The sequence below is a fragment of the Mesorhizobium sp. ES1-4 genome (assembly GCF_020164745.1).
GTDB lineage: Bacteria > Pseudomonadota > Alphaproteobacteria > Rhizobiales > Rhizobiaceae > Mesorhizobium.
In genome coordinates this window covers 312,621-337,416 of sequence record NZ_JAIUGV010000002.1, presented here as the reverse complement: position 1 = coordinate 337,416, position 24,796 = coordinate 312,621, and the positions used below count along the sequence as shown (strand labels likewise).

Sequence of the window (24,796 nt, the reverse complement as noted above, 5' to 3'; positions counted from 1 at the left end):
TGAATCGCAGCATAAGATTTGAATGCCGCCGCCGTCGAGGGTGGCGAGCATCCGCGCGTCATTCTGGCCCGTCGATTGCGGCCGACAGATGTAAGTGAAAGCAAGGAATATGGTCATGGACGTCATTGTTCTCGGGATTGGGGTTTTGTTTTTTGCCCTGTCCATCGTCTACGTCAAAATATGCGACAGAATCTGAACGAAGGGATCGAACCATGATTTTCGACTACATCCTCGGTGGCGGCGTAACCTTGTTTCTGCTCGCTTACCTGACCTACGCCCTCATCCGCCCAGAGCGTTTCTAGTCCACCGGCGCACGGAAGCTACATCATGACCATAAACGGATGGATACAGATCCTCATCTATTGCGGGATCCTCGTTTTGCTGGTGAGGCCGCTCGGCGGCTACATGCACCGCGTCTTCAATGGCGGTCGCACGCCGCTTTCGCCGGTCTTCGGCCCGCTCGAGCGCGGGCTCTACCGCATTTGCGGAACCAGTGAGCGCGAGGAACAGCACTGGACCACCTATGCGGCGGCCCTGCTGCTGTTCAACCTGGCAGGCTTCCTGGTGCTCTATTTCCTGCAGCGCCTGCAAGGCGGTCTGCCCTACAATCCGGCCGGCATGGGCGCGGTCGACCCGGCGCTCGCCTTCAACACCGCCGCCAGCTTCATGACCAACACCAACTGGCAGAACTACGGCGGCGAAAGCACGATGTCCTACCTCGTGCAGATGGCCGGCCTGACAGTCCAGAATTTCGTCTCGGCCGCCACCGGCATCGCCATTGCGATCGCGCTGATCCGCGGATTTGCCCGCGCCTCCGGAAAATCGATCGGCAATTTCTGGGTCGATATGACGCGCGCCACGCTCTATGTGCTTTTGCCGTTCTGCGTCGTGCTCACCCTGCTCTATGTCTGGCTCGGCATACCGCAGACGCTCGGGCCTTACGTCGATGCCACGACGCTGGAGGGCGCCAGGCAGACGATCGCGCTCGGCCCGGTCGCCTCGCAGGTCGCCATCAAGATGCTCGGCACCAATGGCGGCGGTTTCTTCAATGCCAACGCGGCACATCCCTTCGAGAATCCCAACGCCTTCTCCAACCTGATCCAGATGCTGTCGATCTTCGCCGTCGGCGCCGCCTTGACCAACGTCTTCGGCCGCATGGTCGGCAACGAGCGCCAGGGCTGGGCAATCCTGGCCGCGATGGGCGTGCTGTTCATCGCCGGCGTCGCCGTGTGCTACTGGGCCGAAGCCGCGGGCAATCCGCTTGTCCATGCGCTGGGCATCGACGGCGGCAACATGGAAGGCAAGGAGACCCGTTTCGGCATCGCGCTCTCGGCTTTGTTCGCGGTCATCACCACCGCGGCCTCCTGCGGCGCTGTCAACGCCATGCACGACAGCTTCACCGCGCTCGGCGGCCTGATCCCGATCATCAACATGCAGCTCGGCGAGGTTATCGTCGGCGGCGTCGGCGCCGGTTTCTACGGCATGCTGATGTTCATCCTCATCGCCGTCTTCGTCGCCGGCCTGATGGTCGGCCGCACGCCCGAATATCTGGGCAAGAAGATCGAGGCCAAGGAAGTCAAGATGGCGATGCTGGCCATCCTGTGCCTGCCGCTGGCGATGCTGATCTTCACGGCCATCGCGGTGGTGCTGCCGAGCGCGGTGGCGTCGATCGCCAATGGCGGACCGCACGGCTTCTCCGAAATCCTCTACGCCTACACCTCGGCGGCAGCCAATAACGGCTCGGCCTTCGCCGGCCTCGGCGGCAACACGCCCTGGTACAACATCACGCTCGGCATCGGCATGCTGATGGGCCGCTTCCTGGTCATCATCCCGGCGCTTGCCATCGCCGGCTCGCTTGCGGCGAAGAAGACAGTGCCCGCCGCGGCCGGCACCTTCCCGACCGACAGCCCGCTGTTCGTCGGGCTGCTGGTCGGCGTCATCGTCATCGTCGGCGGCCTGACCTTCTTCCCGGCGCTTGCCGTCGGACCGATCATCGAGCAGCTGGCGATGATCCATGGACAGACGTTCTGAGGCAGACATGCTCTGGTTCAACAACAAGCGCCGCAATGTCAGGCATCGGGCCGATCCGGGGAAGGAGGGGGTGCCGCCTCCCTTCCCGACCATGTCGACGTTTCTTGGGCTCGCGGCCGCCATGATCGCACTCTGGTTGCTGGCCTACGGGCTTCCCCATCTTTTTCCGGCATACGAGCAAACGGTGCCGTCCACCAACACTGAAGCTGGAGCTTCAAAATGAGCCAGTCAAAATCAGCCAGCATCATGGATGCCGGCATCCTGTGGCCCGCCATCGGCGGCGCTTTCCGCAAACTCGATCCGCGCACGCTGGCCCGCAATCCGGTGATGTTCGTCGTCGCCGTCGTTTCGGCGCTGACATCGGTGCTGTTCGTCAAGGACCTCGTCACCGGTGGCGGCGATCCGCGCTTTACGCTGCAGATCATCATCTGGCTGTGGTTCACCGTGCTGTTCGCCAATTTCGCCGAGGCCGTCGCCGAAGGGCGCGGCAAGGCGCAGGCCGATTCGCTGCGCAAAGCGCGCACCGAGACCCAGGCCAAGCTGCTGATCGGCGAGGATCGGACGAAATTCAAGCTGGTGCCCGGCACCGGTTTGAAGGTCGGCGACATCGTTCTCGTCGAGGCCGGCGACATCATCCCGTCCGATGGCGAGGTGGTGGAAGGCGTGGCCTCGGTCAACGAGGCGGCAATAACGGGCGAGTCCGCGCCGGTGATCCGCGAATCCGGCGGCGACCGTTCGGCGGTCACGGGCGGCACCCAGGTACTGTCCGACTGGATCCGCGTCCGCATATCAGCCGCCTCAGGCCATACGTTCCTTGACCGCATGATCTCGCTGGTCGAAGGCGCCGAGCGCCAGAAGACACCGAACGAGATCGCGCTCAACATCCTGCTCGTCGGCATGACGCTGATCTTCGTGCTGGCCACCGCAACGATCCCGAGCTTTGCCTCCTATTCCGGCGGCTACATCCCGGTGACGGTGCTCGTCGCGCTGTTCGTGACGCTGATCCCAACCACCATCGGCGCGCTTTTGTCCGCAATCGGCATTGCCGGCATGGACCGCCTGGTGCGCTTCAACGTGCTGGCCATGTCGGGCCGCGCCGTGGAGGCCGCCGGCGACGTCGACACGCTTTTGCTCGACAAGACCGGCACCATCACGCTTGGCAACCGCCAGGCGACGGAGTTCCGTCCGGTCAAGGGCGTCAGCGAGCAGGAACTGGCCGACGCGGCCCAGATCGCCTCTCTCGCCGACGAAACGCCTGAGGGCCGTTCGATCGTCGTGCTGGCCAAGGAGAAATACGCCATCCGTGCCCGCGACATGGCGACGCTGCATGCGACCTTCGTGCCGTTCACTGCGCAGACCCGCATGAGTGGCGTCGACATCGACGGTTCGTCGGTGCGCAAGGGCGCGGTCGATTCCATCCTGGCCCATGTCAGCCAGTCGACGGTCGCGGCACATGGCGCCCGGCCCGGCAGCGACACGGTACGCGACCTGCAGGCCATCGCGGACGAGATCGGCAAATCGGGCGGTACGCCGCTGGCGGTCGAGAGGGACGGGCGCCTGCTCGGCGTGGTCCACCTCAAGGATATCGTCAAGGGCGGCATCCGCGAACGCTTCGCCGAACTGCGAAGCATGGGCATATGTACGGTGATGATCACCGGCGACAACCCTATGACGGCGGCGGCCATCGCGGCGGAAGCCGGTGTCGACGATTTCCTCGCCCAGGCGACGCCTGAGGACAAGCTGAAGCTCATCCGCGACGAGCAGGCGAAGGGCAAGCTGGTGGCCATGTGCGGCGACGGTACCAATGACGCGCCCGCCCTTGCCCAGGCCGATGTCGGCGTCGCCATGAACACCGGCACGGTCGCCGCCCGCGAGGCCGGCAACATGGTCGATCTCGACAGCGACCCGACCAAACTGATCGAGATCGTCGAGATCGGCAAGGCGCTGCTCATGACGCGGGGCTCGTTGACCACTTTCTCCATCGCGAACGACGTAGCCAAGTATTTCGCCATCATCCCGGCCATGTTCGCCGTCTTCTACGTCGCGCCCGGCCAGACAACCGGTCCGCTGCAGGCGCTCAATATCATGCATCTGGCGACTCCGCAGAGCGCGATCCTGTCGGCGATCATCTTCAACGCGCTGATCATCATCGCGCTGATCCCGCTGTCGCTGCGGGGCGTGAAATATCGGGCGATAGGCGCCGGCGCGTTGCTCAGCCGCAACCTTCTCGTCTATGGCCTCGGCGGCATCGTCGTGCCGTTCGTCGGCATCAAGGTAATTGACCTGGCCGTCACGGCCCTTGGCCTCGCATAAGGATCATTCCGATGCTCAAGCAAGTCAGACCCGCGATCATCATGATCGTTTTCTTCACCGCCCTCACCGGGCTGGCCTATCCCCTGGGCATGACCGGCATCGCCCAGGCCCTGTTTCCGCGCCAGGCCAATGGCAGCCTGATCGAGAAGGACGGCAAGATCATCGGCTCCGAGCTGATCGGTCAGGCCTTCGCCAGCGATAGATATTTCCACGGTCGGCCTTCGGCCGCGGGCAATGGCTACGATGCCGGCGCCTCAGGCGGTTCCAATCTCGGCCCGACCAACCCGAAGCTGATCGAGCGCATCAAGGGCGATGCGGAAAAGCTGAAGGCGGAGAATCCGAACCAGCCGGTGCCGATGGACCTGGTGACCACATCCGGCAGCGGCCTTGATCCGCAAATCAGTCCCGAGGCCGCCTATTTCCAGGTTCCGCGCGTGGCCAAGGCCCGGGGCATCGACGAAGCCAAGATCAAGGCGCTCGTCGACAGCCGGGTCGAGAGCCGGGAATTGGGCGTGCTCGGTGAGCCGGCGGTCAATGTGCTGGCTCTCAACCTGGCGCTGGATGCCCCGAAATAGTTGATGGCCGGCACCGGGGATCGACACGGTCCCCGGCGCCATTCATGATCGGACCCGATGCCGGACGACAGAAGCAACGTCGAAAACAGACCATCCCCCGATGCGCTGCTGGAGCATGCCGAGCGGGAAGGGCGCGGCCGGCTGCGCATATTCCTGGGCGCGGCGCCAGGTGTCGGCAAGACCTACGAGATGCTGATGTCGGGCCGTGCCAGGCTGGCCGACGGCGTCGACGTGGTGATCGGCGTCGTCGAGACGCATGGCCGCAAGGAAACCCAGGCCCTGGTCGAAGGCTATGAAGTCATTGCTCGCCGCAAGGTCGACTACAAAGGGCGTGAACTTGGCGAGATGGACATCGACGCCATCCTTGCCCGGCGTCCGGCGCTGGTGCTGGTCGACGAACTCGCCCACACCAACGCGCCCGGCAGCCGCCACCCAAAGCGCTACCTCGACGTCCAGGAAATCCTGGCGCGAGGCATCGACGTCTATACGACGCTCAACATCCAACATGTCGAAAGCCTGAACGACGTCGTCGCCCAGATCACCCGCGTCAGGGTGCGCGAGACGGTGCCCGATTCCATCATCGACCAGGCCGACGATGTCGAAGTCATCGATCTGACGACCGACGACCTGATCAAGCGGCTGGAGGAGGGGAAGGTCTATTTCCCCCACACGGCGCAGCGTGCCGTCGAGAACTATTTTTCGCCGGGCAATTTGACGGCGCTGCGGGAACTGGCGCTGCGCCGTACCGCCCAACGCGTCGACGAGCAGTTGCTCAATCACATGCAGTCGCACGCCATCCAGGGTCCGTGGGCGGCGGGCGAAAGGGTGCTCGTCTGCGTCGATGCGCGTCAGGGCGGCGCAGCCCGCATTCGCTACGCACGCAGGCTGGCCGACCGGCTTCGCGCGCCATGGACGGCGCTTCATGTCGACACGCCTCGCTCGGCCGGCATGTCCGAGGACGAGAAAGACCGGCTAGCCACGCTCCTGCGCCTTGCCGAGCAGCTCGGCGCCGAAGTGACGACCATTCCCGGCCAGAACGTCGCGCAGGATATTGTCCGCCATGCGACGGCGAACAACTTCACGCATATCGTGGTCGGCAGGCCGACCCGGTCGCGCTGGCGCGAATTGATCGAGGGATCGCTCACCTATGACCTGATCCGCAATGCCGGCGATATCAGCGTCCATGTCATTTCGGGAACCGAGCGGGAGACCGACGCAAATTCGAGAAGCGTCAAAGCGGCCGACGAGCAATGGCAATTCCAGATCCGGCCCTATCTCAAGGCCACGGTTTTCGTTGCCGGCTCGCTCGCTTTCGCCGCCCTGCTCGACCAGTTTCTCGACGTTCGCAACCTCGCCATCATCTTCCTCATCGGGGTACTGACGTCCGCCGTCAACGGTGGTCTCTGGCCGGCCCTGTACGCCTGCGTCGTCAGCGCCTTTGCCTTCAACTATTTCTTCCTGGAGCCGCGCCACACGCTGACGATCCGGGATCCAGAGAGCATTGTAGCGCTTGGCGTGTTCCTGGTCGTCGCCGTCATCGCCAGCAACCTGACGGCGCGCGTGCAGCGTCAGGCGGTCGCTGCCCGTTCGCGGGTCCGGGCCACCGAAGACATCTACCTGTTCTCCAAGAAGCTCGCTGGCGCCGGCACGCTGGACGATGTTCTCTGGGCCACCGCCTTCCAGATCGCGTCGATGCTGAAGCTGCGCGTGGTTCTGTTGCTGCCGGAAGAAGGCACGATCACGGTCAAGGCCGGGTATCCGCCCGACGACACCCTGGCCGAGGCCGACATCGCCGCCGCGCGCTGGGCCTGGGAGCACAACCGCGCCGCGGGACGCGGTGCCGACACGCTTCCCGGGGCCAAGCGTCTCTATCTTCCCTTGCGCACAGGACGCACGGCCATCGGCGTCGTCGGCCTCGACAATGACAAGCAGGGTCCGCTTTTGACGCCTGAGCAACAGCGGCTGCTCGACGCGCTGGCCGACCAGGCGGCGGTGGCGATCGAGCGCGTCCAACTGGTCGCGGACGTCGACCGCGCCAAGCTCGCGGCCGAAGCCGACCGGCTGCGCTCGGCTTTGCTGACCTCGATCTCGCATGACCTGAAAACGCCGCTCTCGGCCATCATGGGGGCGGCCGGCACGCTCAAGGAATTCGCCCCTGATCTCCCCGAGCAGGACAGGGCGGAGCTGCTGTCGACGGTGATCGACGAATCGGAGCGGCTGAACCGCTTCATCGCCAACCTGCTCGACATGACCAAGATCGAATCCGGCGCGATGGAGCCGAACCATGCGCTCCATTATGTCGGCGATATCGTCGGCACGGCGCTCAACCGCGCCCGCAAGATCACCAGCGAGCACAAGGTCGAGGTCGATATTCCGTCCGACCTGCCGATGCTGAGGCTCGATGCCGTGCTGTTCGAGCAGGTCCTGTTCAACCTTCTCGACAATGCCTCGAAATATTCGCCGCCCGGCTCGACGATCCGCGTCCAGGGATGGACCGACAACGGCTCCGTCGTCGTGCGGATCATGGACGAGGGGCCGGGCATTCCGCCGCAGGACCTGGAACGCGTGTTCGACACCTTCTACCGGGTACGCAAGGGCGATCAGGTGCGCGCCGGCACCGGGCTCGGCCTGTCGATCTGCCGTGGCTTCGTCGAGGCGATGGGCGGCACGATCATGGCCGCCAACCGGACCGATCGCCCCGGTGCGGCTTTCGTCATCAGGATGCCGGTGCCGGCGGAAGCGCGCGGTATCGGCAACGGCGGCGACGAGCCCGGCGAGGATCAGCCGCGATGACCAATTCGAACGTCAGGATCCTGGTTGTCGATGACGAGCCGCCGATCCGCAAGCTGCTGCGGGTCGGCCTTGCCAGCCAGGGCTACGCGATCAGCGAGGCGCCGAGCGCCAAGGTGGCGATCGACCTGATGCAACAGGAGAAGCCCGACTTGGTGCTGCTCGATCTCGGCCTGCCCGGCATGGGCGGCCATGACCTCTTGCGCCGATGGCGTGACGAGGGCGTCGACGTTCCCGTCGTCATCCTCTCCAGCCGCACCGACGAGGCCGGCATCGTCAGTGCGCTCGAACTCGGTGCCGACGACTATGTCACCAAGCCCTTCGGCATGAACGAACTGGTGGCGCGCATCCGCGTGGCGCTGCGCCACAAGTTCCAGCAACAGGGCGAAAAGCCCGTTTTCCAGAGCGGCGACCTCAGCGTCGATCTGGTCAAGCGCATCGTCAAGGTTGAGGACAGGGAGGTGAAGCTCTCGCCCAAGGAATACGACATACTGCGCATCCTGGTGCAGCATGCCGGCAAGGTGCTCACCCACCACTTCATCCTGAAGCAGATATGGGACGATTCGACCGACGTGCAGTACCTCAGGGTCTATGTGCGCCAACTCAGGCAGAAGATCGAAAAGACCCCCGACCAGCCGCGCTACATCACCACCGAGACCGGCGTCGGCTACCGCCTGCGTGTCGAGTGACGCGGCTCCTTCGATAGAACCGCGTCAGACGATGGCTCCGAGCGGCCGGTTCGCAACCGCCGACGTCCGCAAGGCGGCGAGACAGCCGAGAATGCCGAGCGGCACGAAGGCAAGGAACAGCCAGCTTGCGACATTGGCCGCCGCGTCGTGGTTCAGCCCTTGCGAAAAACCGCTGGCGTTGGCGACGATGCCGGCAAGGGCTGCGCCGACGGCATAGCCGATGCGCTGCATGGTCGGCACCGCGGCCGATGCGATGGTCTGCTCGTCATCCGGCGCGGAGGCGACGATGACGCGCGTCAGGAACGGCCAGGCCACGCCGAAACCGCCGCCTTGCAGCAAGGCGCAGAGCAGGATCAACGGGATCGAGCCCAGCGGTATCGTGTAGGCGAAGCCGGCGATACCGGCCGCGATCATCAATGCGCCGCAGACTATGATCAGCCTTTCTCGCCGCGGCGGCGCGTTGGCCACGAGGATCGACAGGATCGACCAGGCGATCGACTCGGCGGCGATGATGTAGCCTGACGTCAGGAGCGGAATGTCGTGGAGGCTGGTGAGCAGCAGCGGCCCGTAGACACCGAAGGAGCAGGTCGCGATGGAAAAGGCCGCGACCATGGTCATGCCGGCGCCCACTGGCGTGCGCCACGAGAACAGCCGCGCCGGGAAAAGCCGGGAGCGCGGCCTCAGCGCGTCGACGTGGAAGAACAGCGCGAGGCCCGCCAGCCCGAACACGATCAGCAGCGAGGAACGCAACAGGGCGATATCGACGCCGGCCGAGGCAATCAGCACCACGGCAATGGCAAGGCAGCCGAGCGCCATGAACGGGAAGGGCGGCGCCTTGCCGGCGCTCGTGCTGGGTCTTGTCGCCTCCGGCGTGTCGAGCACGAGGAAGCTTGCCAGCGCCATGGCGGCGCCGCCGAGGGTGAAGACGCCGAAGGCCCAGCGCCATGACAGGAGTTCGGTCATGATCGCGCCGAGCAGTGGACCGCTGAACGCCGCGACGCCCCAGATCGCCGACATGATGCCGAAAAGCTGCGGCCAGATGGCACGCGAGAACAGCCGCTCGACCGAGACGAAGGCCAGCGACACCAGCGCACCGCCGCCAAGACCCTCGATCAGCCGGCCGGCCAGGAACAATTGCATGGAAGGCGAGGTGGCGCAGATCAGCGCCCCGGCGGCGTAGAGCAGGGCCGCGACCACCATGTTGGTGCGCAGCGCCACGTAGCTCACCAACCGTCCGGCCGCGGCGCCGGCGACAATGGCGCCGAGTTCGTAGATCGCCAGCGACCAGCCGACCAGCTGAACGCCGGCCAGTTCGCCGACCATTGCCGGCATCACCGTGGCAACCATGGTCTCATTGGTGGCGTGAAGCAGGATGCCGAGGCTGATGAAGCAGAAGCGCGCCAGATCGCCGCTTGCCCATAATGCCCGCCAGTCGACCCTGTTTGTGCTGATTTCAGTCATGTCCATCCCTGCTTGCATATCTCGATGCAGCCGCACGGCACCAGAAGCCAGCGCGAGGCTTCCGGCAGGACCATGCGCGCCGCGGTGAGACGCGGCCTTGCTCGGGGCGGGTTTGTAGAACCTCAACCTCAGTTGAGTTCAAGCGGCTTTTTCCGAGATGTTTGGGCCAGTGTCGTCCTGGATGGGCCGCTTGCAATCAATTCTCGATGCTACGCAACTGGAACTGGCTGACACCGATGGCGAGATTGATGCCGGTCTGTGTCTGCAGGCTGAGCGGCTGCAGGGTGAAGGCCTGCGAGGTGCCGCCAACAAGGAGATTGGCGCCGGCGCCGACGGCGGCGGTCACTTCGGCGCTGGCGCCGATATAGTCACCCGCCAGTGCGCCCGGCGCGTAGATGTTCTTCAGCGGCGTCAGCACCAGCCAGCGCATCACCGCCTGCTTGGTCGTGCCGATATCGAGGCCGTATTTGTTGACGGCGCCGAAATAGGCTTCGGGCGCGAAGGTCTTGTCGGCGGAGGTGAAGGTGCAGCTCAGATCCTTGCTCGAACCGAAGATGAAGCCGGTGCCGCCGGATATGGCGCATTCGAGCGTGCCGAGCTCGATGCCCTGATCTTGTGCTTCTGCCGTGCCGGCAAGCGTGGTTGCGATCATGGCAGCGGCGATGGCTGTCCTCGGCATGGTGTCCCCCCAAATTCAAACGGCGCGGAACCATCTTATCCGGTTCCGCGCCGCGGAGTGTAGGGCCTGGGAGCCGAGGCTCCAAACCGCTTATTTCAGCGAGTGGATCAACTCCAGCGAAGTCACCGCCACGGCGAGGTTGACGCCGGTCTGCGCCTGGACGCTGAGCGGCTCCAGCATGAAGGCGCTGTCGAAGCCGCCGACCAGCAGGTTGGCGCCGCCGCCGGTGACGACGCTCGCCTCGGCGTTGACGCCGTAGTAGCTGCCGGCAAGGTCGCCCGCGTCGCGGTCGCGCGTCGCGGCAAAAACCGCCTAGATCAGCTGGCCCTGGTGCGTCCGGCCGAGATCGACGCCAAGCTTGGATATGACGCCGGTGTAAATTTCAGACGGTCCGTGATGATGGGGCCGGAAGACGCAGGACACGCCCTTGTTAGAGGTCACGATGTAGCCGGTGCCGCCATCGATGGTGCAGTCGAGCGTGCCGAGCTGCAACCTGCCGGCGTTGGCCGGGGCGGCAGCGAAGACGGTCGTTGCAAGAGCGGCGGCGCAGACGAGTTTCTTGATCATGGGAGGGTCCTTTCGCATCAGTCTTCGGTAAACGTCTCGAGTGACGCGACCGTTCCGCCGAAACCTTGGCGCGAACAAGGCAAGGGTTGACGGCTTGCGGCGGGGGTTAACACAGGGTTGCCGGATTGGTGGCGATCTTCAGCCGCGCGTCTCCTTTGGACACGCGGACAACCCCAGGTGCTGGTTGGCTCCGCCAGCCGATCTCAGCGAAAACGATGTCAGCTGACGCGGGCGAGGCCGTCCTTGGCCGGCTGGTAGTTGGGGTTCAGGCGCACGGCTTCGCGATAGGATTTCGCGGCCTTTGCCTTGTCGCCGCGCCGCTCGTAGATCAGCGCCTGGTTGGCCCAGGCCTCGGCGTTCTGGCCGTCGAGCTTGATGGCCATGTTGAAGTCGGAGAAGGCATTGTCCTCGTCGCCCGTCGCCAGATAGGAGAGGCCACGTCCGTTGTAGGGCTCGGCGGCGTCGGGCGCCAGCGAGATGGCGGTCGAGAAATCCTCGATGGCGAATTTGTGCTGGCCCTGGCTCTGATAGATCAGGCCGCGATTGTGGTAGGCGCGGGCGTCCGTGGTGTCGAGCTGGATCGCCTTCTGGAAGTCGTTGAAGGCATCCTGGGTGCGGCCGGCCTTGCGGTAGAGGTTGCCGCGGCCGATGTAGGCGGCATCATAATTGCCGTTGATCTGGATCGAGCGGTTGTAGTCGGCGAGCGCGGCTTCCTGGTTGCCGAGAAAGCGCTGGATGAGGGCCCGGTTCGAATAGGCCTGGTAGAAGTTCGGATTGAGCTGGATGGCCTGGTTGAAGTCCTTGAGCGCCGCCTGGTACTGGCCGCCGCGGCCATAGGCCGAGCCGCGGACATTGTAGCCTTCAGGGTCCTGCGGATTGCGCTGGATGACCGCCGACAGCGAGGAGATGTTCTCGCTCGACCCTTGCGCCTTGTCGATGTTGTTGAACTCGCCGGCCGGACCCGATGTCTGGCAGCCGGCAAGCACCAGGCCGGAAAGCAGGGCCGCTGTCAGGGCGAAACCACGCAATGCGGTCCCGCGCTCCACGCTCGTTGCGTTCATGTCTGCCCTGTCCTCACTTGCGCCGTCGTTCAGGTCCGGTTCCCCCCTCCGGGCCGGGTCACAATGTCATAACTGCCAGAACGCGCTTGGCGCACCGAAGTGGCCGCATGTCGCTCTAAACAAAAGGGTGGCGGCGATTCCGCATCGCGCCACCCTGATACCCTTCGAAAAGGACGAAATATTGGCGATAATCAGCGCGACGGACGCGCTGCACCGGCGGCACCGCCAGCAGCAACCGGACGCGGGGTCATCGGCAGCAGGCCTTCGCGCTGTGCGCGCTTGCGGGCCAGTTTGCGGGCGCGGCGAACGGCTTCGGCCTTTTCACGGGCGCGCTTCTCGGAAGGCTTCTCGTAGTGGCCGCGCATCTTCATTTCGCGGAAAATGCCTTCGCGCTGCATCTTTTTCTTCAGCGCGCGAAGCGCCTGATCAACGTTATTGTCGCGGACGAGTACCTGCACGGGCAATCCTGTCTTTCGGGTTTGATATCAACAGGCAAGTAGCATAGCCACAAGCCTCCGCGGCGCTCGACACCACGAATTGTGGCGGCTGATAGCAGAATCAAGCCTCGCTGTCCACAGTCGAAATGACGGGCGACAGCCAAATTGCCACGGTGACCTGGATATAGGACGCCCGTTACGCCGTGGCCAGGTGCAGCCGCTCGAAATCCTCGAAGAACTCGCCGTAATCGCAGGTGATCTCCTCGCCGACGGCGATATCGCGGGTCGCGATCGCGCCGCCATATTGCGAGAAATCGGTGTTCGGCGTCGCCGAATGGTTCATGAAGCGGCCATTGTCGACCTCGTAGACCATGAACCCGGGCTTGTCCGGGCTTGGATAGGCGTAACGGTCGAGCAAATCCTTCAGCGGCTGCGGCGCCGTCCGATATTTGTCCATCGGGATCAGCCGGTCAAAATCCGGGTCGAGGCGCCAGATCGAGGCGCCTTTCCGGATGGGCTCGGCGGCGAACATGCCAACGCCTTCGATTGCGCTCTGGGCGACATAGGTTCGGATCAGCATCATGGTTCCGGTCCGTTTTTTCGACGGGAAACCAAAATCGTCAAATCGAACCGGAATGCAAGGCTGCGCCCGGAGATTTCGGCTGACGAGCATGGTTGCGATCAGCTCGGTGGATCACGTCCGGTGATTGACATCCCGCCAGTCGTGAACGCCGCGGCGCAAAACGGCAAGCGCCGTCGCAAACAGCGCAAGGGTGGCAGCGTCGTTTCGCTAGTGATACACCTCGCTCGCTGGGCTGAAGGAATGCCCGGCTGCAATCCGCGAGACCTGTTGGCGCGAGGCTGGGACGTTGAAGAAATATTCGGTATTCGCCATCGCCCGCGAGGCCATGCGCGGCCACAAGGGCTGGGAGGAGCAGTGGTCCTCGCCTGAGCCCAAGAAGGAATACGACGTCATCATCGTCGGCGCCGGCGGCCACGGGCTGGCGACCGCCTATTATCTCGCCACGGTGCACGGCATCACCAATGTCGCCGTGCTGGAAAAGGGCTGGCTGGGCGGCGGCAACACCGGCCGCAACACCACCATCATCCGTTCCAACTATCTCTATGACGAGAGCGCCGGCATTTACGACCACGCGCTGAAACTGTGGGACGGGCTGAGCCAGGAGCTCAACTACAACGTCATGTATTCGGCGCGCGGCGTCATGATGCTGGCGCACAATGTGCACGACGTCCAGGTGCTGAAACGCCATGTCCATGCCAACCGGCTGAACGGCATCGACAATGAGTGGCTGACGCCGGAGCAGGCGAAGGAATTCTGTCCGCCGCTCAACACCTCGAAAGATGCGCGCTATCCGGTCGTCGGCGCCGCCTTGCAGCGCCGTGGTGGCACGGCGCGCCATGATGCGGTCGCCTGGGGCTATGCGCGCGGCGCTTCGGCGCGGGGCGTCCACATCATCCAGAACTGCGAAGTCACCGGCGTCAAACGGGCGGCCAATGGCGCCGTCACCGGCGTCGACACGACACGCGGTTTCATCGGCTCCAAGAAGGTAGGCGTCGTCGCCGCCGGCCATTCCTCCGTCATCATGAACATGGCCGGCGTGCGCATGCCGCTGGAAAGCTATCCGCTGCAGGCGCTGGTGTCGGAGCCGATCAAGCCGGTCGTGCCTTGCGTTGTGATGTCGAACACGGTGCACGCCTATATCTCGCAGTCCGACAAGGGCGAACTGGTGATCGGCGCCGGCACCGACCAGTATGTTTCGTATTCGCAGACCGGCGGGCTGCACATTCTTCAGCATACGCTCGACGCCATCTGCGAGATGTTCCCGATCTTCACGCGCATGAAGATGCTGCGTTCGTGGGGCGGCATCGTCGATGTGACGCCGGACAGATCGCCAATCCTGGCCAAGACGCCGGTGCCGGGCCTCTACGTCAATTGCGGCTGGGGCACGGGCGGCTTCAAGGCCACGCCGGGCTCGGGCCATGTCTTTGCCCACACCATCGCCAAGGACGATCCGCACCCGATCAACGCACCCTTCACCATCGAGCGCTTCCGCACCGGCCGCCTCATCGACGAGGCAGCGGCGGCGGCGGTGGCGCACTGATGATGGCGCAGATGGCTGTCGCGATGCCGCTGATGCTGGCCGGTGAACAAGGCATGTTCCATTTCCCGACGCCGGAAGAGGTGCGGCTGCAGCCGATCAACCGCGCCGGCAACGAGGCCGGCTGGCCATTTTCGATCGACGAGGGGACGCTGGCCTGCGTCTGGAGTGCAGGGCAGAAAGTGGTGATGTTCTTTGAAGGCAGGCCGAAGGGCCTTGAAGAGGACGAGACGTTCAAGCCGCGCGGCGTCATCGTCACGACGGACCCGATGCAATTAACGCTGGGCAACATGGCCAATCGCGACCTGTTTCGTGCCTCGGCAAGCGTCGAGGAGCGGATGCGGCTCGTCGCTCCGTTCATGACCATGGGCCAGAAACTTTGCGACCAACCCGCCGGCGCTCGCGTCGGCCACGGCGAATTGTAGGATCAAACACGATGCTTCTCATCCGCTGCCCCTATTGCGAGGAAGAGCGCCCGGAACTCGAGTTCCGCAATGCCGGCGAGGCGCACATCGCGCGCTCGGCCAACATGGCAGGCGAGAGCGACGACGACTTCGAGAAGTTCTTCTTCATCCGCTCCAATCCCAAGGGCATCATCTATGAGCGCTGGCGGCATATCCACGGCTGCGCCCGCTTTTTCAACGCGGTGCGCGATACCGTGACCGACAAGTTCGTCATGACCTACAAGGCCGGCGAGCCGAAACCTTCCAAGCTGCCCAAAAACTCCAACGAAGTGGTTGCCAAATGAGCGGCGCGTTGCGCATTCCCGGCGCCGGACGCCTGAGCCAGGCCAAGACAGCGCGCTTCAGCTTCGACGGCCAGTCCTATACCGGCATCGAGGGCGACACGCTGGCTTCGGCGCTTCTGGCCAATGGCGTCCATCTGGTCGGCCGCTCGTTCAAGTACCACCGCCCGCGCGGCATCCTGTCGGCCGGCGCGGAAGAGCCCAACGCCCTGGTGCAGATTGTGCGTGATGACGCGCGCAAGACGCCGAACGTGCGCGCGACCGTCCAGGAACTCTATGACGGGCTTGCCGCCAACTCGCAGAACCGCTGGCCATCGCTGTCCTTCGACGTCGGCGCGGTCAACGACCTGGCGTCACCGCTGTTTTCGGCCGGCTTCTACTACAAGACGTTCATGTGGCCGAAGGCGGCCTGGAAGAGCCTCTACGAACCGAAGATCCGCGAAGCCGCCGGCCTTGGCGTTTCCCCCGAGAGGCCGGACCCCGACCATTATTCGTCGCGCTACGCGCATTGCGACGTTCTGGTGCTGGGTGGCGGCGCGGCCGGCATTACGGCGGCATTGGCGGCGGCCGAGACCGGCGTTCGCGTCATCCTCGCCGACGAGCAGGCCGAATTCGGCGGCAGCCTGCGCTTCGAGTCTGGCGCCAGGATCGACGGCCAGGACGGCTTTGCCTGGGCGCAAGCGGCGATCGCCCGGCTGAGCGCGATGGACAATGTCCGCGTGCTGCCGCGCACCACGGCGTTCGGCTATTACGCACAGAATTTCGTCGGCCTGGTCGAGCGCGTCAGCGATCACTTGAAGGCCCCCGGCCACGACCTGCCGCGCGAGCGGCTCTGGCAGGTGCGTGCCAGGCGCGTGGTGCTGGCCTCCGGCGCCATCGAGCGCCACATGGTGTTCGCCAACAATGACCGGCCGGGCGTCATGCTGGCGGGCGCGGCGCGCACCTTCCTCAATCACTATGGTGTCGCGGTCGGACGGAATGTCGGCGTCTACACGGCCAATGACTCGGCTTACGGTGCCGCGATCGACCTGAAGAAGGCCGGCGTCAACGTGGCGGCGATCGTCGATCTGCGCGACAACCCGAGCGGCCCGGTGGTCGACGAGGCGAGGGCTCTCGGCATCGAGATCAATTTTGGCCGTGCCGTGATCCGCGCCGGCGGCAAATTGCGGGTATCGTCGATGACGGTGCAGCCGAAAAATGGCGGCGGCGAACGCACGATCGCGGTCGATGCGATCCTGATGTCGGCCGGCTGGACGCCGTCGGTGCATCTGTTCTCGCAGTCGCGCGGCAAGGTCGCCTTCAACGACGAGACCAAGCGCTTCGTGCCCGGCGCCTACGCGCAGGACTGCGTCTCGGTCGGCGCCTGCAACGGCACCGACGGCCTGTCGGCGACGGTCGACGAGGCCTATGCGGCGGGCGCCAAGGCGGCCAAGGATGCCGGCGCGAAAGCCGCCAAGGGTGTGAAGCCGAAGGTGGACGCTTCGGAGAGCTGGTCGCGCGGCATGCTGGGCGCCGCGCCCGGCGCCGGACCGGATACGACGGTCAAGGCCTTCGTCGATTTCCAGAACGACGTCACCGCAAAGGACATCCGCCAGGCCGTGCATGAGGGCATGCGCTCGATCGAGCACGTCAAGCGCTTCACCACCAATGGCATGGCGACCGACCAGGGCAAGACATCCAACATGCATGGTCTGGCGATCGCGGCCGAAACCCTGGGCAAACCGATCCCCGAGGTCGGCCTGACCACGTTCCGCGCGCCTTACACGCCTGTCACCTTCGGCGCCATCATCAGCCATGCGCGCGGCCCGCTGTTCGATCCGACACGCAAGACCGCGATCCATCCCTGGGCCGCGGCGCAAGGCGCGGTGTTCGAGGATGTCGGCCAGTGGAAGCGCGCCTGGTATTTCCCCAAGGCGGGCGAGGACATGCATGCGGCGGTCGACCGCGAATGCGTTGGGGTCCGCAGCCAGGCGGGCCTGTTCGATGCCTCGACGCTCGGCAAGATCGAAGTGGTCGGGCCGGATGCGGCCAGGTTCATGGAACTGCTCTACACAAATCCGTGGGAAAAGCTCGAGCCCGGCCGTTGCCGCTACGGCATCATGCTGCGCGAGGACGGCTTTATCTATGATGACGGCGTCGTCGGCAGGCTGGCGCCGGACCGCTTCCACGTGACGACGACAACCGGCGGCGCGCCGCGCGTCATGAACCACATGGAGGATTATCTCCAGACCGAATTCCCGCATCTCAATGTCTGGCTGACCTCGATCACCGAGCAATGGGCGGTCATCGCCGTGCAAGGGCCGAAGTCACGCGACATCATCGCGCCGCTCGTCGAAGGCATCGACATGTCGGATGAGGCGCTGCCGCACATGTCGGTGCGCGAGGGAAAAATCTGCGGCGTGCCGACACGGCTGTTCCGCATGTCCTTCACTGGCGAGCGCGGTTTCGAGGTCAATGTACCGGCCGACTACGGCCAGGCGGTCTGGGAAGCGCTGTGGGCCGAGGGCCAGAAGCACGGTGCCACCGCTTACGGCACCGAGGCGATGCACGTGCTGCGCGCCGAGAAGGGCTACATCATCGTCGGCCAGGATACGGACGGTACGGTCACGCCGAACGATGCAGGTCTCGACTGGGCGGTCGGCAAGAAGAAAACCGACTTCGTCGGCATTCGCGGCCTGACGCGGCCGGATCTGGTGGCCAAGGGCCGCAAGCAACTGGTCGGCCTCAAGACCAAGGACGCCAAGGTGGTGCTGGAAGAAGGCGCGCAGATCGTCGAGGATCCGAAGCAGGCGATTCCGATGAAGATGATCGGCCACGTCACCTCGAGCTATTGGTCGCAGAATTGCGGCCGTTCGATCGCATTGGCGCTGGTCGCTGGCGGGCGTGACCGGATGGGCGATACGCTCTTCGTGCCGATGCCGGACGGAGTGATCGAAGTGGAGGTTACCGGCATGGTGTTCTTCGATGAGACGGGAGGGCGCCTCAATGGCTAAGGCTGCTGCAAAGACGGTCGCCACGGCTACGTCCTCGGCCGAGCGGCGTCCGGCATTGGCCGGGCGCACCGCCTCCGCGACGGGTGTCAAGGTCGAGGTGCTGCCGCCAGCTGAGCGCATCTCGCTGCGCGCGCCGGAAGCTTCGGTCGCCGCGCTGTCGAAGGCGCTCGGCCTGACCTTGCCGAAGACGCCGAAAACCTCGGCGTCGAAAGGTGGACGTACGGCGCTGTGGCTCGGGCCGGACGAATGGCTTGTCATCGACGAGGCCGGCAAGAATCCGCTCGCCGATTGCGCGGGGGTTTCCGCCTTGCACTCGTCGGTCGGTATCTCGCATCGCAACATCGCGATATCCGTTGTCGGTCCGGCGGCGGAAGCCGCGATCAATTCGGGCTGCCCGCAGGATCTGTCGCTCGAAGCCTTTCCGGTAGGCGCCGCTTCGCGCACCGTCCTGGGCAAGGCCGAGATCGTGTTGTTGCGCACGGCCGACGAGGCCTTCAGGGTCGAGTGCTGGCGTTCCTTCTCGGACTATGTCTTTACTTTCCTGTCCGAGGGAGCCCGCGACGCCGCTGGCTGACCCCGGAACGTTTGCCGCTCGCGTCCGTTGTGCGGCGACAGGTCGAGGGAGAAATGCCGATGCCTGCAAAGTCCACGCCGAAGTCGCCGAAAACCGCGGCGGTCCGCTCGCTTGAACATGAGCGGCATCACGAAGCCGACGCTGAAGAGGAACTTGAGGAAGGCCTCGAGGACACGTTCCCGGCCAGCGACCCTGTGTCGATTACGGGCTCGTCCATTCCTGGTGCACCGGGGAAGCCCGACAAGACCAAGACAGTGCCCGGCCGCAAGACCCGCAAGCCCTGATTTCAGAAATTTGGCTGAAGCCATCTTCCCAACGCCTCGGCGGATGCGGTACTCAAAGCGCTTTGGAGAGGAAAATGCCTGTGAAAGCCGTCGTCTGGGGCGAGAACGTCCATGAACAGACCAATGCCGCCGTGCGCGACCTCTATCCGCTGGGCATGCATGGCACGATTGCCGCCGCGCTCAACGAAGACAAGGAGATCGAAGCGACCACCGCCACCTTGCAAGAACCCGAACACGGCCTGAGCGAGACGCGTCTGGCGGCCACCGACGTGCTGCTATGGTGGGGGCATGCGGCGCATGGCGAGGTCAAGGACGAGATCGTCGAGCGCGTGCAGAAGCGGGTCTGGGAGGGCATGGGGCTGATCGTGCTTCATTCCGGCCATTACTCGAAGATATTCAAGCGGCTGATGGGCACGCCCTGTTCGCTGAAATGGCGCGAGGCGGGCGAGCGCGAGCGTGTCTGGGCGATCAACCGCGGCCACCCGATCGCGCAAGGCATCGGCGAGTGCCTGGAGATCGGCGAGACGGAAATGTATGGCGAGCCGTTCGCGGTGCCGGAGCCGCTGGAGACGGTGTTCATCTCCTGGTACGAGGGCGGCGAGGTCTTCCGGTCGGGGCTGACCTACCAGCGCGGCGCCGGCAGGATCTTTTATTTCTCGCCGGGCCACGAGACCTATCCGATTTATCACAATGAGGGCGTGCAGCAGGTGCTGCGCAACGCGGTGCATTGGGCGCACAATCCCTCACCCGCTTGGTCCGGCATCACCAATGCGCCGAACGTACCGGTGGACAAGGCCAGGGAGAAGATCGTCCAGAAAGGCCTGCGCCTGCACGCCGACGGCGACAAGGGCCTGAAATGATGGGGTCTCGCTGATGCATCGCCTGCTTCTGCTCGGCACCGGCTGGATCGCCGGGCATCATATCGCGGAGTTCGGTCAGGTTCCCGGTTGCGGCATCGTCGCCTGCGTCGACCACCTGCCCGGCCGCGCGGCGGCGTTCGCCGCCGCCAACAAGATAGGTCATTTCTTCGAAAGTCTCGAAGCGGCGATCGCCTGGGGTGAGTTCGATGCCGCCATCAACGCGACGCCGGACGGCGTCCACAAGGCGACGACGCTGGCCCTGCTTGCCGCCGGGAAACATGTGTTCTGCGAGAAGCCGCTGGCGCCGAACCATGCCGACGCGCTTGCCATGGCCGAAGCCGCCGAAGCGGCCGGGCTCGTCAACATGGTCAACCTCACTTATCGCAACTCGCCGGTGATCCACGAGGCCCGGCGCATGGTGCAGGCCGGCGAAATCGGCGAACTGCGCCATGTCGAGGCGAGCTACCGGCAGAGCTGGCTGGTCAGCAAGTCATGGGGCGACTGGCGGGTCGAGGACAAATGGCTGTGGCGCCTGTCGAGCCGGCACGGTTCGACCGGTGTCCTGGGCGATGTCGGCATTCACATACTGGACTTCGCCAGCTATGGCGCGGCCCAGGATGTCGTCAGCCTGCATGCCGATCTGGTGACGTTCCCGAAGGCAGAGGGCGACCGCATCGGCGACTATGTGCTCGACGCCAATGACAGCATGGCGATGACGGCGCGGCTCAAATCCGGGGCGCTGGCCACGATCATGGCCAGCCGTTACACGACAGGCCACGGCAACGATCTGTCGCTGGCCCTGCATGGCACCAAGGGCGCCATCAAGGTCGAGACCGACGGCAAGATATCGAGCCTGTCCGCCTGCCTTGGCGAGGATGTCGACCAGCAGCGCTGGCGGATGCTGTCGCCGCCCGAGGTCAAGCGCAACGCCCGGCGCTTTGCCGATGCGCTCGACACGGGAGAGAACGGCGATCCGTCATTCCGCCGCGCCGCCGACATGCAAAAGCTGATCGACGCGGCCTTCGAGAGCTCGGCGACCAAGCTGCCGGTCGCGGTCTCCTGAATACAACTGGCCGGCTGAGCCGGCCAGGACCGATATTCCGAAGGGTCTCAGTAGGCGCTCGGCATGATCCACGGGTTCACCGTGATGCCAAGCCGCGGGCCCTTGCTGTCGGTCGCGGCTTGCGTGGAAGCCTTCTTGTCGACCGAGCCGGTCGATGCGCAATCGAGCTTCACATTGGTCTTGGTGTCGACGCAGGCCGCGGCAACCGGGTGCTTGACCGGGTGAGCGGTGCCGGCGGCAAAAGCCGAGCCCGAAAGGGCCAGCACGGCGGCGAGGGTGAGAAGTGTCTTTTTCATTGTCAGTCTCCGTTTTCGACGGTGAACTCATTCCGTACATGTACGTTACGTCGTACAAATACGCCCGCCGATCGCGAAATTCAAGGGAAAATCGTACACGTACGAAAGATTTTGTTAACCGTGAAATTCGCCTCCGGTTTGGCACCGAAGGACGACGAGGAAATTGGGAGAACGAAGGAGGCCGGCGCTCAGCAGTTGACCGGCGTTTCGGTCAGCGGCGGCACATCCTGCGTGCTGAGCGTGGCAAGGGTGAAGTCGCACATGCGTTTGACGAATGCCTGCGGGTCGCCGAACGGGTAGAAGGGGAAGGTGATCAACAGCGAGATCGTGCCATGGCCGACCGCCCACAGCATGGTGGCGATGGCGCGCGGATCGCCATGCAACTTGCCGGCGGCGACACAGGCCTCGACCCTGTTGATCAGCACTTTCATCGCCGGGTTGCTTTCCTCCATGTCTTCGTGGCTCCTGCCCTCCGGCAGTTTGGTCTTTTCGGTCATGAAGACGGTGCGGTATTCGTTGGGGTTGCCGAGCCCGAAGGCGGCATATTCGGTCATCACCGCCTGCAAGGCCTCGATCGGATCGTCGGACGGGTGCTCCTCGATGCGCCGGGCGAGCGTTTCGAACGCGTCCTCGGCCAGCGCGAACAGGATGTCCTGCTTGTCGGCGAAGTAGGAATAGACCGACATCGGCGCATAGCCGACCCGCTTGGCCAGCTTGCGGATGGTCAGGCCGTCATAGCCTTCTTCCTGGACGAGCTTGTGCGCGGCCTCGACGAGTTCCGAGCGCAGTTCGGCCTTTTGTTTCTCGCGGCGTTTCTGGACGCTCAGCGGCAAGTCCGTTGCCCTTATCTGGTTGGTGCCTGGCTAAATTATATACGCTGTACGAAAACGAACAAGGGCGCCGGCTGGTTCCCAGGCGGCAGGCGTCAGATGGCGCCGACGCCGCCATCGACGGCGAGCGCATGGCCGGTCATGAACGAGTTGGCCGGGTCGGCGGCGAACAGGATGGCGGTGGTGATTTCGTCGACTTCGGCCACGCGCTTCATCGGTACGCCACGGGTCAGTTCGGCCAGGGCCTCGGCTTCCGGCGCGCCGGAGCCGCGCACGAAGCTGTCCACCATCGCCGTCCTGGTATGGGCGGGGCAGATGGCATTGATGCGCAGGCCCTTGCTGGCATATTCGACCGCCGCCGAGCGGGTCAGGCCGACGACGCCATGCTTGGCCGCGGCGTAGACCGAAAGCTTCGGCGCGCCCGAAAGGCCGGCGGCCGAGGCGATGTTGACGATCGCGCCGCCCTTACCGGTCGCCTTGAACTGCCGTTCCATCTGCGGGATCTGGTGCTTCATGGCGTAGAAGACGCCGAGCAGGTCGACCTCGAGCACCCGGCGGGCTTCGTCCGACGGAACGTGCGGCAAGCGCACGAAACTCTGGACGATGCCGGCATTGTTGATGGCGACATCCAGCCCGCCAAATTTTTCGACCGCCAGACTGACCAGGTCCTCCGACAGTTTTTCTTCCGCTATATTGCCCGCAAGAATGGCTGTTTCGGTCTGCAGCGCGGTGGCAAGATCAGTCAGCGCCATCTCGTCGATGTCAGACAGGACCAGCCGCGCGCCTTCGGCGGCAAAGCCTCTCGCGGCACCTCGTCCGAGCCCGCCGGCCGCGCCCGTGATCAGCACTATTGCGCCGTCGAAGCGACCCATCACGTCCCCCTTCACGTCTGCTTGTCGATCAATTTGGCGGCGAGGTGCGAGAGCAATTTCACCGCCTCGCCGTAGGTCCTGGCCTTCTCCGGATTGGAAGCATTGCCGTCGAGCGACCGCTTGTAGACACCCTGGCAGATAGCAGCCAGCCGGAAGAAAGAGAAAGCGAGGAAGAACGTCCAGTTGTCGATGCCATCCAGGCCACGCCTTCGGCAATAGGCGGCGACATACTCCTCCTCGCCAGGCAGGCCGAGTGCCGAGCGATCGATGCCGCCCAGGCCGCGAAAGCCGGAAGAATGCGGCAGGCGCCATTGCATGCATTGATAGGCGATGTCGGCGAAGGGGTGGCCCAATGTCGACAGTTCCCAGTCGAGCACCGCCAGCACCTTTGGCTGGCCCGGTGCGAAGATCAGATTGTCCAGCCGGTAGTCGCCATGCACCAGCGAGATCAGGCCATCATCTGCGGGCAGATGCGTTTCCAGCCAGGCAATCAGCCGGTCCATGTCGGCGATCGCGCTGGTTTCGGAGGCGCGGTACTGGCTGGCCCAGCGTGCCAGCTGCCGTTCGAAGTAATTGCCGGCGCGGCCGAAATCGCCAAGACCCACGGCCTCGACGTCGACATCGTGCAGGGCGGCAAGCGTGGCGTTCATGGCATCGTAGATCGCGGCACGCTCGTCATCGCCACGCGCCTCGGGCAGCGCCGGATCCCAGAAGATGCGGCCCTCGAGGAAGTCCATCACGTAGAACATGCGGCCGATGGGCGAATCCTCGGCCGACAGATGCAGCATTTCGGGCACGGGCACGGCAGTGCCGGCGAGCGCCTTCATCACGCGGAATTCGCGATCGACCTGGTGCGCCGACTTCAGGAGTTGGCCCGGTGGCTTGGCGCGCAACACGTAACGGCCGCTTGCCGCCGTCAGAAGGTAGGTCGGGTTGGACTGTCCGGATTTGAATTTGTCGATTGCCGCGAGCCCGGAAAAGCCCGGGATGTGCGCCTCGAGGTAAGGCGCGAGCGCCGCCTGGTCGAGCGCGTTGGCGTCGCTCATGCGGTCTCGGGCAGGCGTTCGATCAGGGTCAGCGTCAGCCAGCGGGCGGTGAGCGCCGGTTTCTTCGAACCTTCGATCTCGATGGTCACGTCATGGGCGGTCTGCACCCAGCCCGATGGCCTGACCTTGACGTCTGCCAGCACGAAACGGGTGCGGATGCGCGCGCCGGTCTTCACCGGCGCCAGGAAGCGCAGCGAGTCGAAGCCATGGTTGACACCCATCTTGCCGTTTTCCAGCGGCGGCATGGTCTCGAACGTCATCGCCGACAACAGTGACAGCGACAGGAAACCATGCGCGATGGTACCGCCGAACGGCGTTTCGCGCTTGGCCCGCTCCGGATCGCAGTGGATGAACTGGTGGTCGTCGGTGGCGTCGGCGAACTGGTCGATCATGCGCTGTGTGACCACGCGCCAGGGCGAGACGCCGACCTCCTTGCCGACACTGGCCAGAAGCACATCGAGACTGATCGGTTCCACGCTCATGTCCTCCTGTTTCACCCCCGGCTGACGC

The 24,796-nt window shown here is 64.5% G+C and carries 25 protein-coding genes and 1 pseudogene; 15 read left to right on the top strand and 11 right to left on the bottom strand.

The features are described 5' to 3' along the window. Positions 1-212 precede the first annotated feature (212 nt). Genes LB556_RS05220 through LB556_RS05190 form a run of 7 tightly spaced genes read left to right on the top strand, consistent with a single transcriptional unit; the run spans position 213 to position 8,398 of the window. Positions 213-302 carry a K(+)-transporting ATPase subunit F gene (locus LB556_RS05220; RefSeq protein WP_224564782.1) on the top strand — a complete coding sequence of 30 codons (90 nt, stop codon included), beginning with the start codon at positions 213-215 and terminating at the stop codon, positions 300-302. A 25-nt stretch (positions 303-327) separates the two neighbouring features. Further along, positions 328-2,031, top strand: a complete 1,704-nt coding sequence (gene kdpA / locus LB556_RS05215) for a potassium-transporting ATPase subunit KdpA (protein WP_224564780.1) — start codon at positions 328-330, stop codon at positions 2,029-2,031. 7 nt (positions 2,032-2,038) lie between these two features. After that, positions 2,039-2,254 (top strand): hypothetical protein, encoded by a 216-nt coding sequence (locus LB556_RS05210; RefSeq protein ID WP_224564778.1) that lies wholly within the window; start codon positions 2,039-2,041, stop codon positions 2,252-2,254. After that, positions 2,251-4,344 (top strand): potassium-transporting ATPase subunit KdpB, encoded by a 2,094-nt coding sequence (kdpB, locus tag LB556_RS05205; protein ID WP_224564776.1) that lies wholly within the window; start codon positions 2,251-2,253, stop codon positions 4,342-4,344. Before LB556_RS05210 ends, kdpB begins: the two co-directional genes overlap by 4 nt. Before the next feature lie 11 nt (positions 4,345-4,355). Further along, entirely contained in the window at positions 4,356-4,919 is a 564-nt protein-coding gene (gene kdpC, locus LB556_RS05200) for a potassium-transporting ATPase subunit KdpC (protein ID WP_224564774.1), read from the top strand. Between the two features lie 57 nt (positions 4,920-4,976). Then, a complete protein-coding gene (locus LB556_RS05195; RefSeq protein WP_224564772.1) occupies positions 4,977-7,712 on the top strand; it encodes a sensor histidine kinase in 2,736 nt (911 codons plus the stop codon). Further along, on the top strand, positions 7,709-8,398 hold the full coding sequence (locus LB556_RS05190) for a response regulator transcription factor (RefSeq protein ID WP_224564770.1): 690 nt from the start codon (positions 7,709-7,711) through the stop codon (positions 8,396-8,398). The genes LB556_RS05195 and LB556_RS05190 overlap by 4 nt, the downstream gene beginning before the upstream one ends. Before the next feature lie 24 nt (positions 8,399-8,422). On the opposite strand, the gene LB556_RS05185 is transcribed toward LB556_RS05190, so the two are convergent. The 6 genes and pseudogenes from LB556_RS05185 to LB556_RS05160 form a co-directional block, all read right to left on the bottom strand. After that, positions 8,423-9,859: an MFS transporter gene (locus tag LB556_RS05185; protein WP_224564768.1), complete on the bottom strand. Its 1,437-nt coding sequence runs from the start codon at positions 9,857-9,859 to the stop codon at positions 8,423-8,425. A 196-nt stretch (positions 9,860-10,055) separates the two neighbouring features. Next, positions 10,056-10,538 (bottom strand): DUF992 domain-containing protein, encoded by a 483-nt coding sequence (locus LB556_RS05180; protein WP_224564766.1) that lies wholly within the window; start codon positions 10,536-10,538, stop codon positions 10,056-10,058. Positions 10,539-10,628: 90 nt separating this feature from the next. Then, positions 10,629-11,105 (bottom strand): annotated as a pseudogene (locus LB556_RS05175) (DUF992 domain-containing protein). Between the two features lie 218 nt (positions 11,106-11,323). Continuing rightward, positions 11,324-12,166 carry a tetratricopeptide repeat protein gene (locus LB556_RS05170; RefSeq protein ID WP_224564764.1) on the bottom strand — a complete coding sequence of 281 codons (843 nt, stop codon included), beginning with the start codon at positions 12,164-12,166 and terminating at the stop codon, positions 11,324-11,326. A gap of 191 nt (positions 12,167-12,357) precedes the next feature. Continuing rightward, positions 12,358-12,624: a 30S ribosomal protein S21 gene (gene rpsU, locus LB556_RS05165; protein WP_224564762.1), complete on the bottom strand. Its 267-nt coding sequence runs from the start codon at positions 12,622-12,624 to the stop codon at positions 12,358-12,360. A 175-nt stretch (positions 12,625-12,799) separates the two neighbouring features. Then, a complete protein-coding gene (locus LB556_RS05160; protein WP_224564760.1) occupies positions 12,800-13,186 on the bottom strand; it encodes an SET domain-containing protein in 387 nt (128 codons plus the stop codon). Between the two features lie 286 nt (positions 13,187-13,472). Between LB556_RS05160 and LB556_RS05155 the strand changes: the two genes are divergently transcribed. The 8 genes from LB556_RS05155 to LB556_RS05120 all read left to right on the top strand — a co-directional run bounded on the left by LB556_RS05155 (position 13,473) and on the right by LB556_RS05120 (position 21,242). Continuing rightward, the gene (locus tag LB556_RS05155; RefSeq protein WP_224564758.1) at positions 13,473-14,726 is read left to right on the top strand and encodes a sarcosine oxidase subunit beta; all 1,254 of its coding nucleotides are present in this window, start codon (positions 13,473-13,475) and stop codon (positions 14,724-14,726) included. Further along, the gene (locus tag LB556_RS05150; protein WP_224564756.1) at positions 14,726-15,148 is read left to right on the top strand and encodes a hypothetical protein; all 423 of its coding nucleotides are present in this window, start codon (positions 14,726-14,728) and stop codon (positions 15,146-15,148) included. The genes LB556_RS05155 and LB556_RS05150 overlap by 1 nt, the downstream gene beginning before the upstream one ends. 11 nt (positions 15,149-15,159) lie before the next feature. After that, positions 15,160-15,471, top strand: a complete 312-nt coding sequence (locus tag LB556_RS05145; RefSeq protein ID WP_224564754.1) for a sarcosine oxidase subunit delta — start codon at positions 15,160-15,162, stop codon at positions 15,469-15,471. Then, positions 15,468-18,461: a sarcosine oxidase subunit alpha gene (locus LB556_RS05140; RefSeq protein WP_224564752.1), complete on the top strand. Its 2,994-nt coding sequence runs from the start codon at positions 15,468-15,470 to the stop codon at positions 18,459-18,461. The genes LB556_RS05145 and LB556_RS05140 overlap by 4 nt, the downstream gene beginning before the upstream one ends. Then, positions 18,454-19,035 carry a sarcosine oxidase subunit gamma gene (locus tag LB556_RS05135; RefSeq protein WP_224564750.1) on the top strand — a complete coding sequence of 194 codons (582 nt, stop codon included), beginning with the start codon at positions 18,454-18,456 and terminating at the stop codon, positions 19,033-19,035. The genes LB556_RS05140 and LB556_RS05135 overlap by 8 nt, the downstream gene beginning before the upstream one ends. A 59-nt stretch (positions 19,036-19,094) precedes the next feature. Then, a complete protein-coding gene (locus LB556_RS05130) occupies positions 19,095-19,319 on the top strand; it encodes a hypothetical protein (protein ID WP_224564748.1) in 225 nt (74 codons plus the stop codon). Positions 19,320-19,393: 74 nt separating this feature from the next. Beyond that, positions 19,394-20,179, top strand: coding sequence for a ThuA domain-containing protein (locus LB556_RS05125; RefSeq protein ID WP_224564746.1), 786 nt, complete (start codon positions 19,394-19,396; stop codon positions 20,177-20,179). A 13-nt stretch (positions 20,180-20,192) separates the two neighbouring features. Continuing rightward, complete coding sequence (locus LB556_RS05120) at positions 20,193-21,242, top strand: Gfo/Idh/MocA family protein (protein WP_224564743.1); 1,050 nt, start codon at positions 20,193-20,195, stop codon at positions 21,240-21,242. 47 nt (positions 21,243-21,289) lie between these two features. Here the strand turns inward: LB556_RS05120 and LB556_RS05115 are convergent, their stop codons facing one another. The 5 genes from LB556_RS05115 to LB556_RS05095 form a co-directional block, all read right to left on the bottom strand. Continuing rightward, the gene (locus LB556_RS05115) at positions 21,290-21,538 is read right to left on the bottom strand and encodes a DUF680 domain-containing protein (protein ID WP_224564741.1); all 249 of its coding nucleotides are present in this window, start codon (positions 21,536-21,538) and stop codon (positions 21,290-21,292) included. Between the two features lie 188 nt (positions 21,539-21,726). Beyond that, complete coding sequence (locus LB556_RS05110) at positions 21,727-22,371, bottom strand: TetR/AcrR family transcriptional regulator (protein ID WP_224564739.1); 645 nt, start codon at positions 22,369-22,371, stop codon at positions 21,727-21,729. Between the two features lie 92 nt (positions 22,372-22,463). Next, complete coding sequence (locus LB556_RS05105) at positions 22,464-23,240, bottom strand: SDR family NAD(P)-dependent oxidoreductase (RefSeq protein ID WP_224564736.1); 777 nt, start codon at positions 23,238-23,240, stop codon at positions 22,464-22,466. Positions 23,241-23,251: 11 nt separating this feature from the next. Further along, positions 23,252-24,286, bottom strand: coding sequence for a phosphotransferase (locus tag LB556_RS05100; RefSeq protein WP_224564734.1), 1,035 nt, complete (start codon positions 24,284-24,286; stop codon positions 23,252-23,254). Beyond that, positions 24,283-24,768 carry a MaoC family dehydratase gene (locus LB556_RS05095; RefSeq protein ID WP_263485092.1) on the bottom strand — a complete coding sequence of 162 codons (486 nt, stop codon included), beginning with the start codon at positions 24,766-24,768 and terminating at the stop codon, positions 24,283-24,285. Before LB556_RS05095 ends, LB556_RS05100 begins: the two co-directional genes overlap by 4 nt. Positions 24,769-24,796: the final 28 nt, after the last annotated feature.

Excerpts from the sequence above, each read along its gene's own strand:
- LB556_RS05145 (WP_224564754.1), top strand. The coding sequence starts at position 15,160 with ATGCTTCTCATCCGCTGCCCCTATTGCGAGGAAGAGCGCCCGGAACTC.
- LB556_RS05220 (WP_224564782.1), top strand. The coding sequence starts at position 213 with ATGATTTTCGACTACATCCTCGGTGGCGGCGTAACCTTGTTTCTGCTC.
- LB556_RS05095 (WP_263485092.1), bottom strand. The coding sequence starts at position 24,768 with ATGAGCGTGGAACCGATCAGTCTCGATGTGCTTCTGGCCAGTGTCGGC.
- LB556_RS05130 (WP_224564748.1), top strand. The coding sequence starts at position 19,095 with ATGCCTGCAAAGTCCACGCCGAAGTCGCCGAAAACCGCGGCGGTCCGC.
- LB556_RS05125 (WP_224564746.1), top strand. The coding sequence starts at position 19,394 with ATGCCTGTGAAAGCCGTCGTCTGGGGCGAGAACGTCCATGAACAGACC.
- LB556_RS05190 (WP_224564770.1), top strand. The coding sequence starts at position 7,709 with ATGACCAATTCGAACGTCAGGATCCTGGTTGTCGATGACGAGCCGCCG.
- LB556_RS05210 (WP_224564778.1), top strand. The coding sequence starts at position 2,039 with ATGCTCTGGTTCAACAACAAGCGCCGCAATGTCAGGCATCGGGCCGAT.
- kdpA (WP_224564780.1), top strand. The coding sequence starts at position 328 with ATGACCATAAACGGATGGATACAGATCCTCATCTATTGCGGGATCCTC.
- kdpB (WP_224564776.1), top strand. The coding sequence starts at position 2,251 with ATGAGCCAGTCAAAATCAGCCAGCATCATGGATGCCGGCATCCTGTGG.
- LB556_RS05115 (WP_224564741.1), bottom strand. The coding sequence starts at position 21,538 with ATGAAAAAGACACTTCTCACCCTCGCCGCCGTGCTGGCCCTTTCGGGC.
- LB556_RS05195 (WP_224564772.1), top strand. The coding sequence starts at position 4,977 with ATGCCGGACGACAGAAGCAACGTCGAAAACAGACCATCCCCCGATGCG.
- LB556_RS05140 (WP_224564752.1), top strand. The coding sequence starts at position 15,468 with ATGAGCGGCGCGTTGCGCATTCCCGGCGCCGGACGCCTGAGCCAGGCC.
- LB556_RS05160 (WP_224564760.1), bottom strand. The coding sequence starts at position 13,186 with ATGATGCTGATCCGAACCTATGTCGCCCAGAGCGCAATCGAAGGCGTT.
- LB556_RS05170 (WP_224564764.1), bottom strand. The coding sequence starts at position 12,166 with ATGAACGCAACGAGCGTGGAGCGCGGGACCGCATTGCGTGGTTTCGCC.
- LB556_RS05185 (WP_224564768.1), bottom strand. The coding sequence starts at position 9,859 with ATGACTGAAATCAGCACAAACAGGGTCGACTGGCGGGCATTATGGGCA.
- LB556_RS05135 (WP_224564750.1), top strand. The coding sequence starts at position 18,454 with ATGGCTAAGGCTGCTGCAAAGACGGTCGCCACGGCTACGTCCTCGGCC.
- LB556_RS05180 (WP_224564766.1), bottom strand. The coding sequence starts at position 10,538 with ATGCCGAGGACAGCCATCGCCGCTGCCATGATCGCAACCACGCTTGCC.
- kdpC (WP_224564774.1), top strand. The coding sequence starts at position 4,356 with ATGCTCAAGCAAGTCAGACCCGCGATCATCATGATCGTTTTCTTCACC.
- LB556_RS05120 (WP_224564743.1), top strand. The coding sequence starts at position 20,193 with ATGCATCGCCTGCTTCTGCTCGGCACCGGCTGGATCGCCGGGCATCAT.
- LB556_RS05150 (WP_224564756.1), top strand. The coding sequence starts at position 14,726 with ATGATGGCGCAGATGGCTGTCGCGATGCCGCTGATGCTGGCCGGTGAA.
- LB556_RS05100 (WP_224564734.1), bottom strand. The coding sequence starts at position 24,286 with ATGAGCGACGCCAACGCGCTCGACCAGGCGGCGCTCGCGCCTTACCTC.
- LB556_RS05105 (WP_224564736.1), bottom strand. The coding sequence starts at position 23,240 with ATGGGTCGCTTCGACGGCGCAATAGTGCTGATCACGGGCGCGGCCGGC.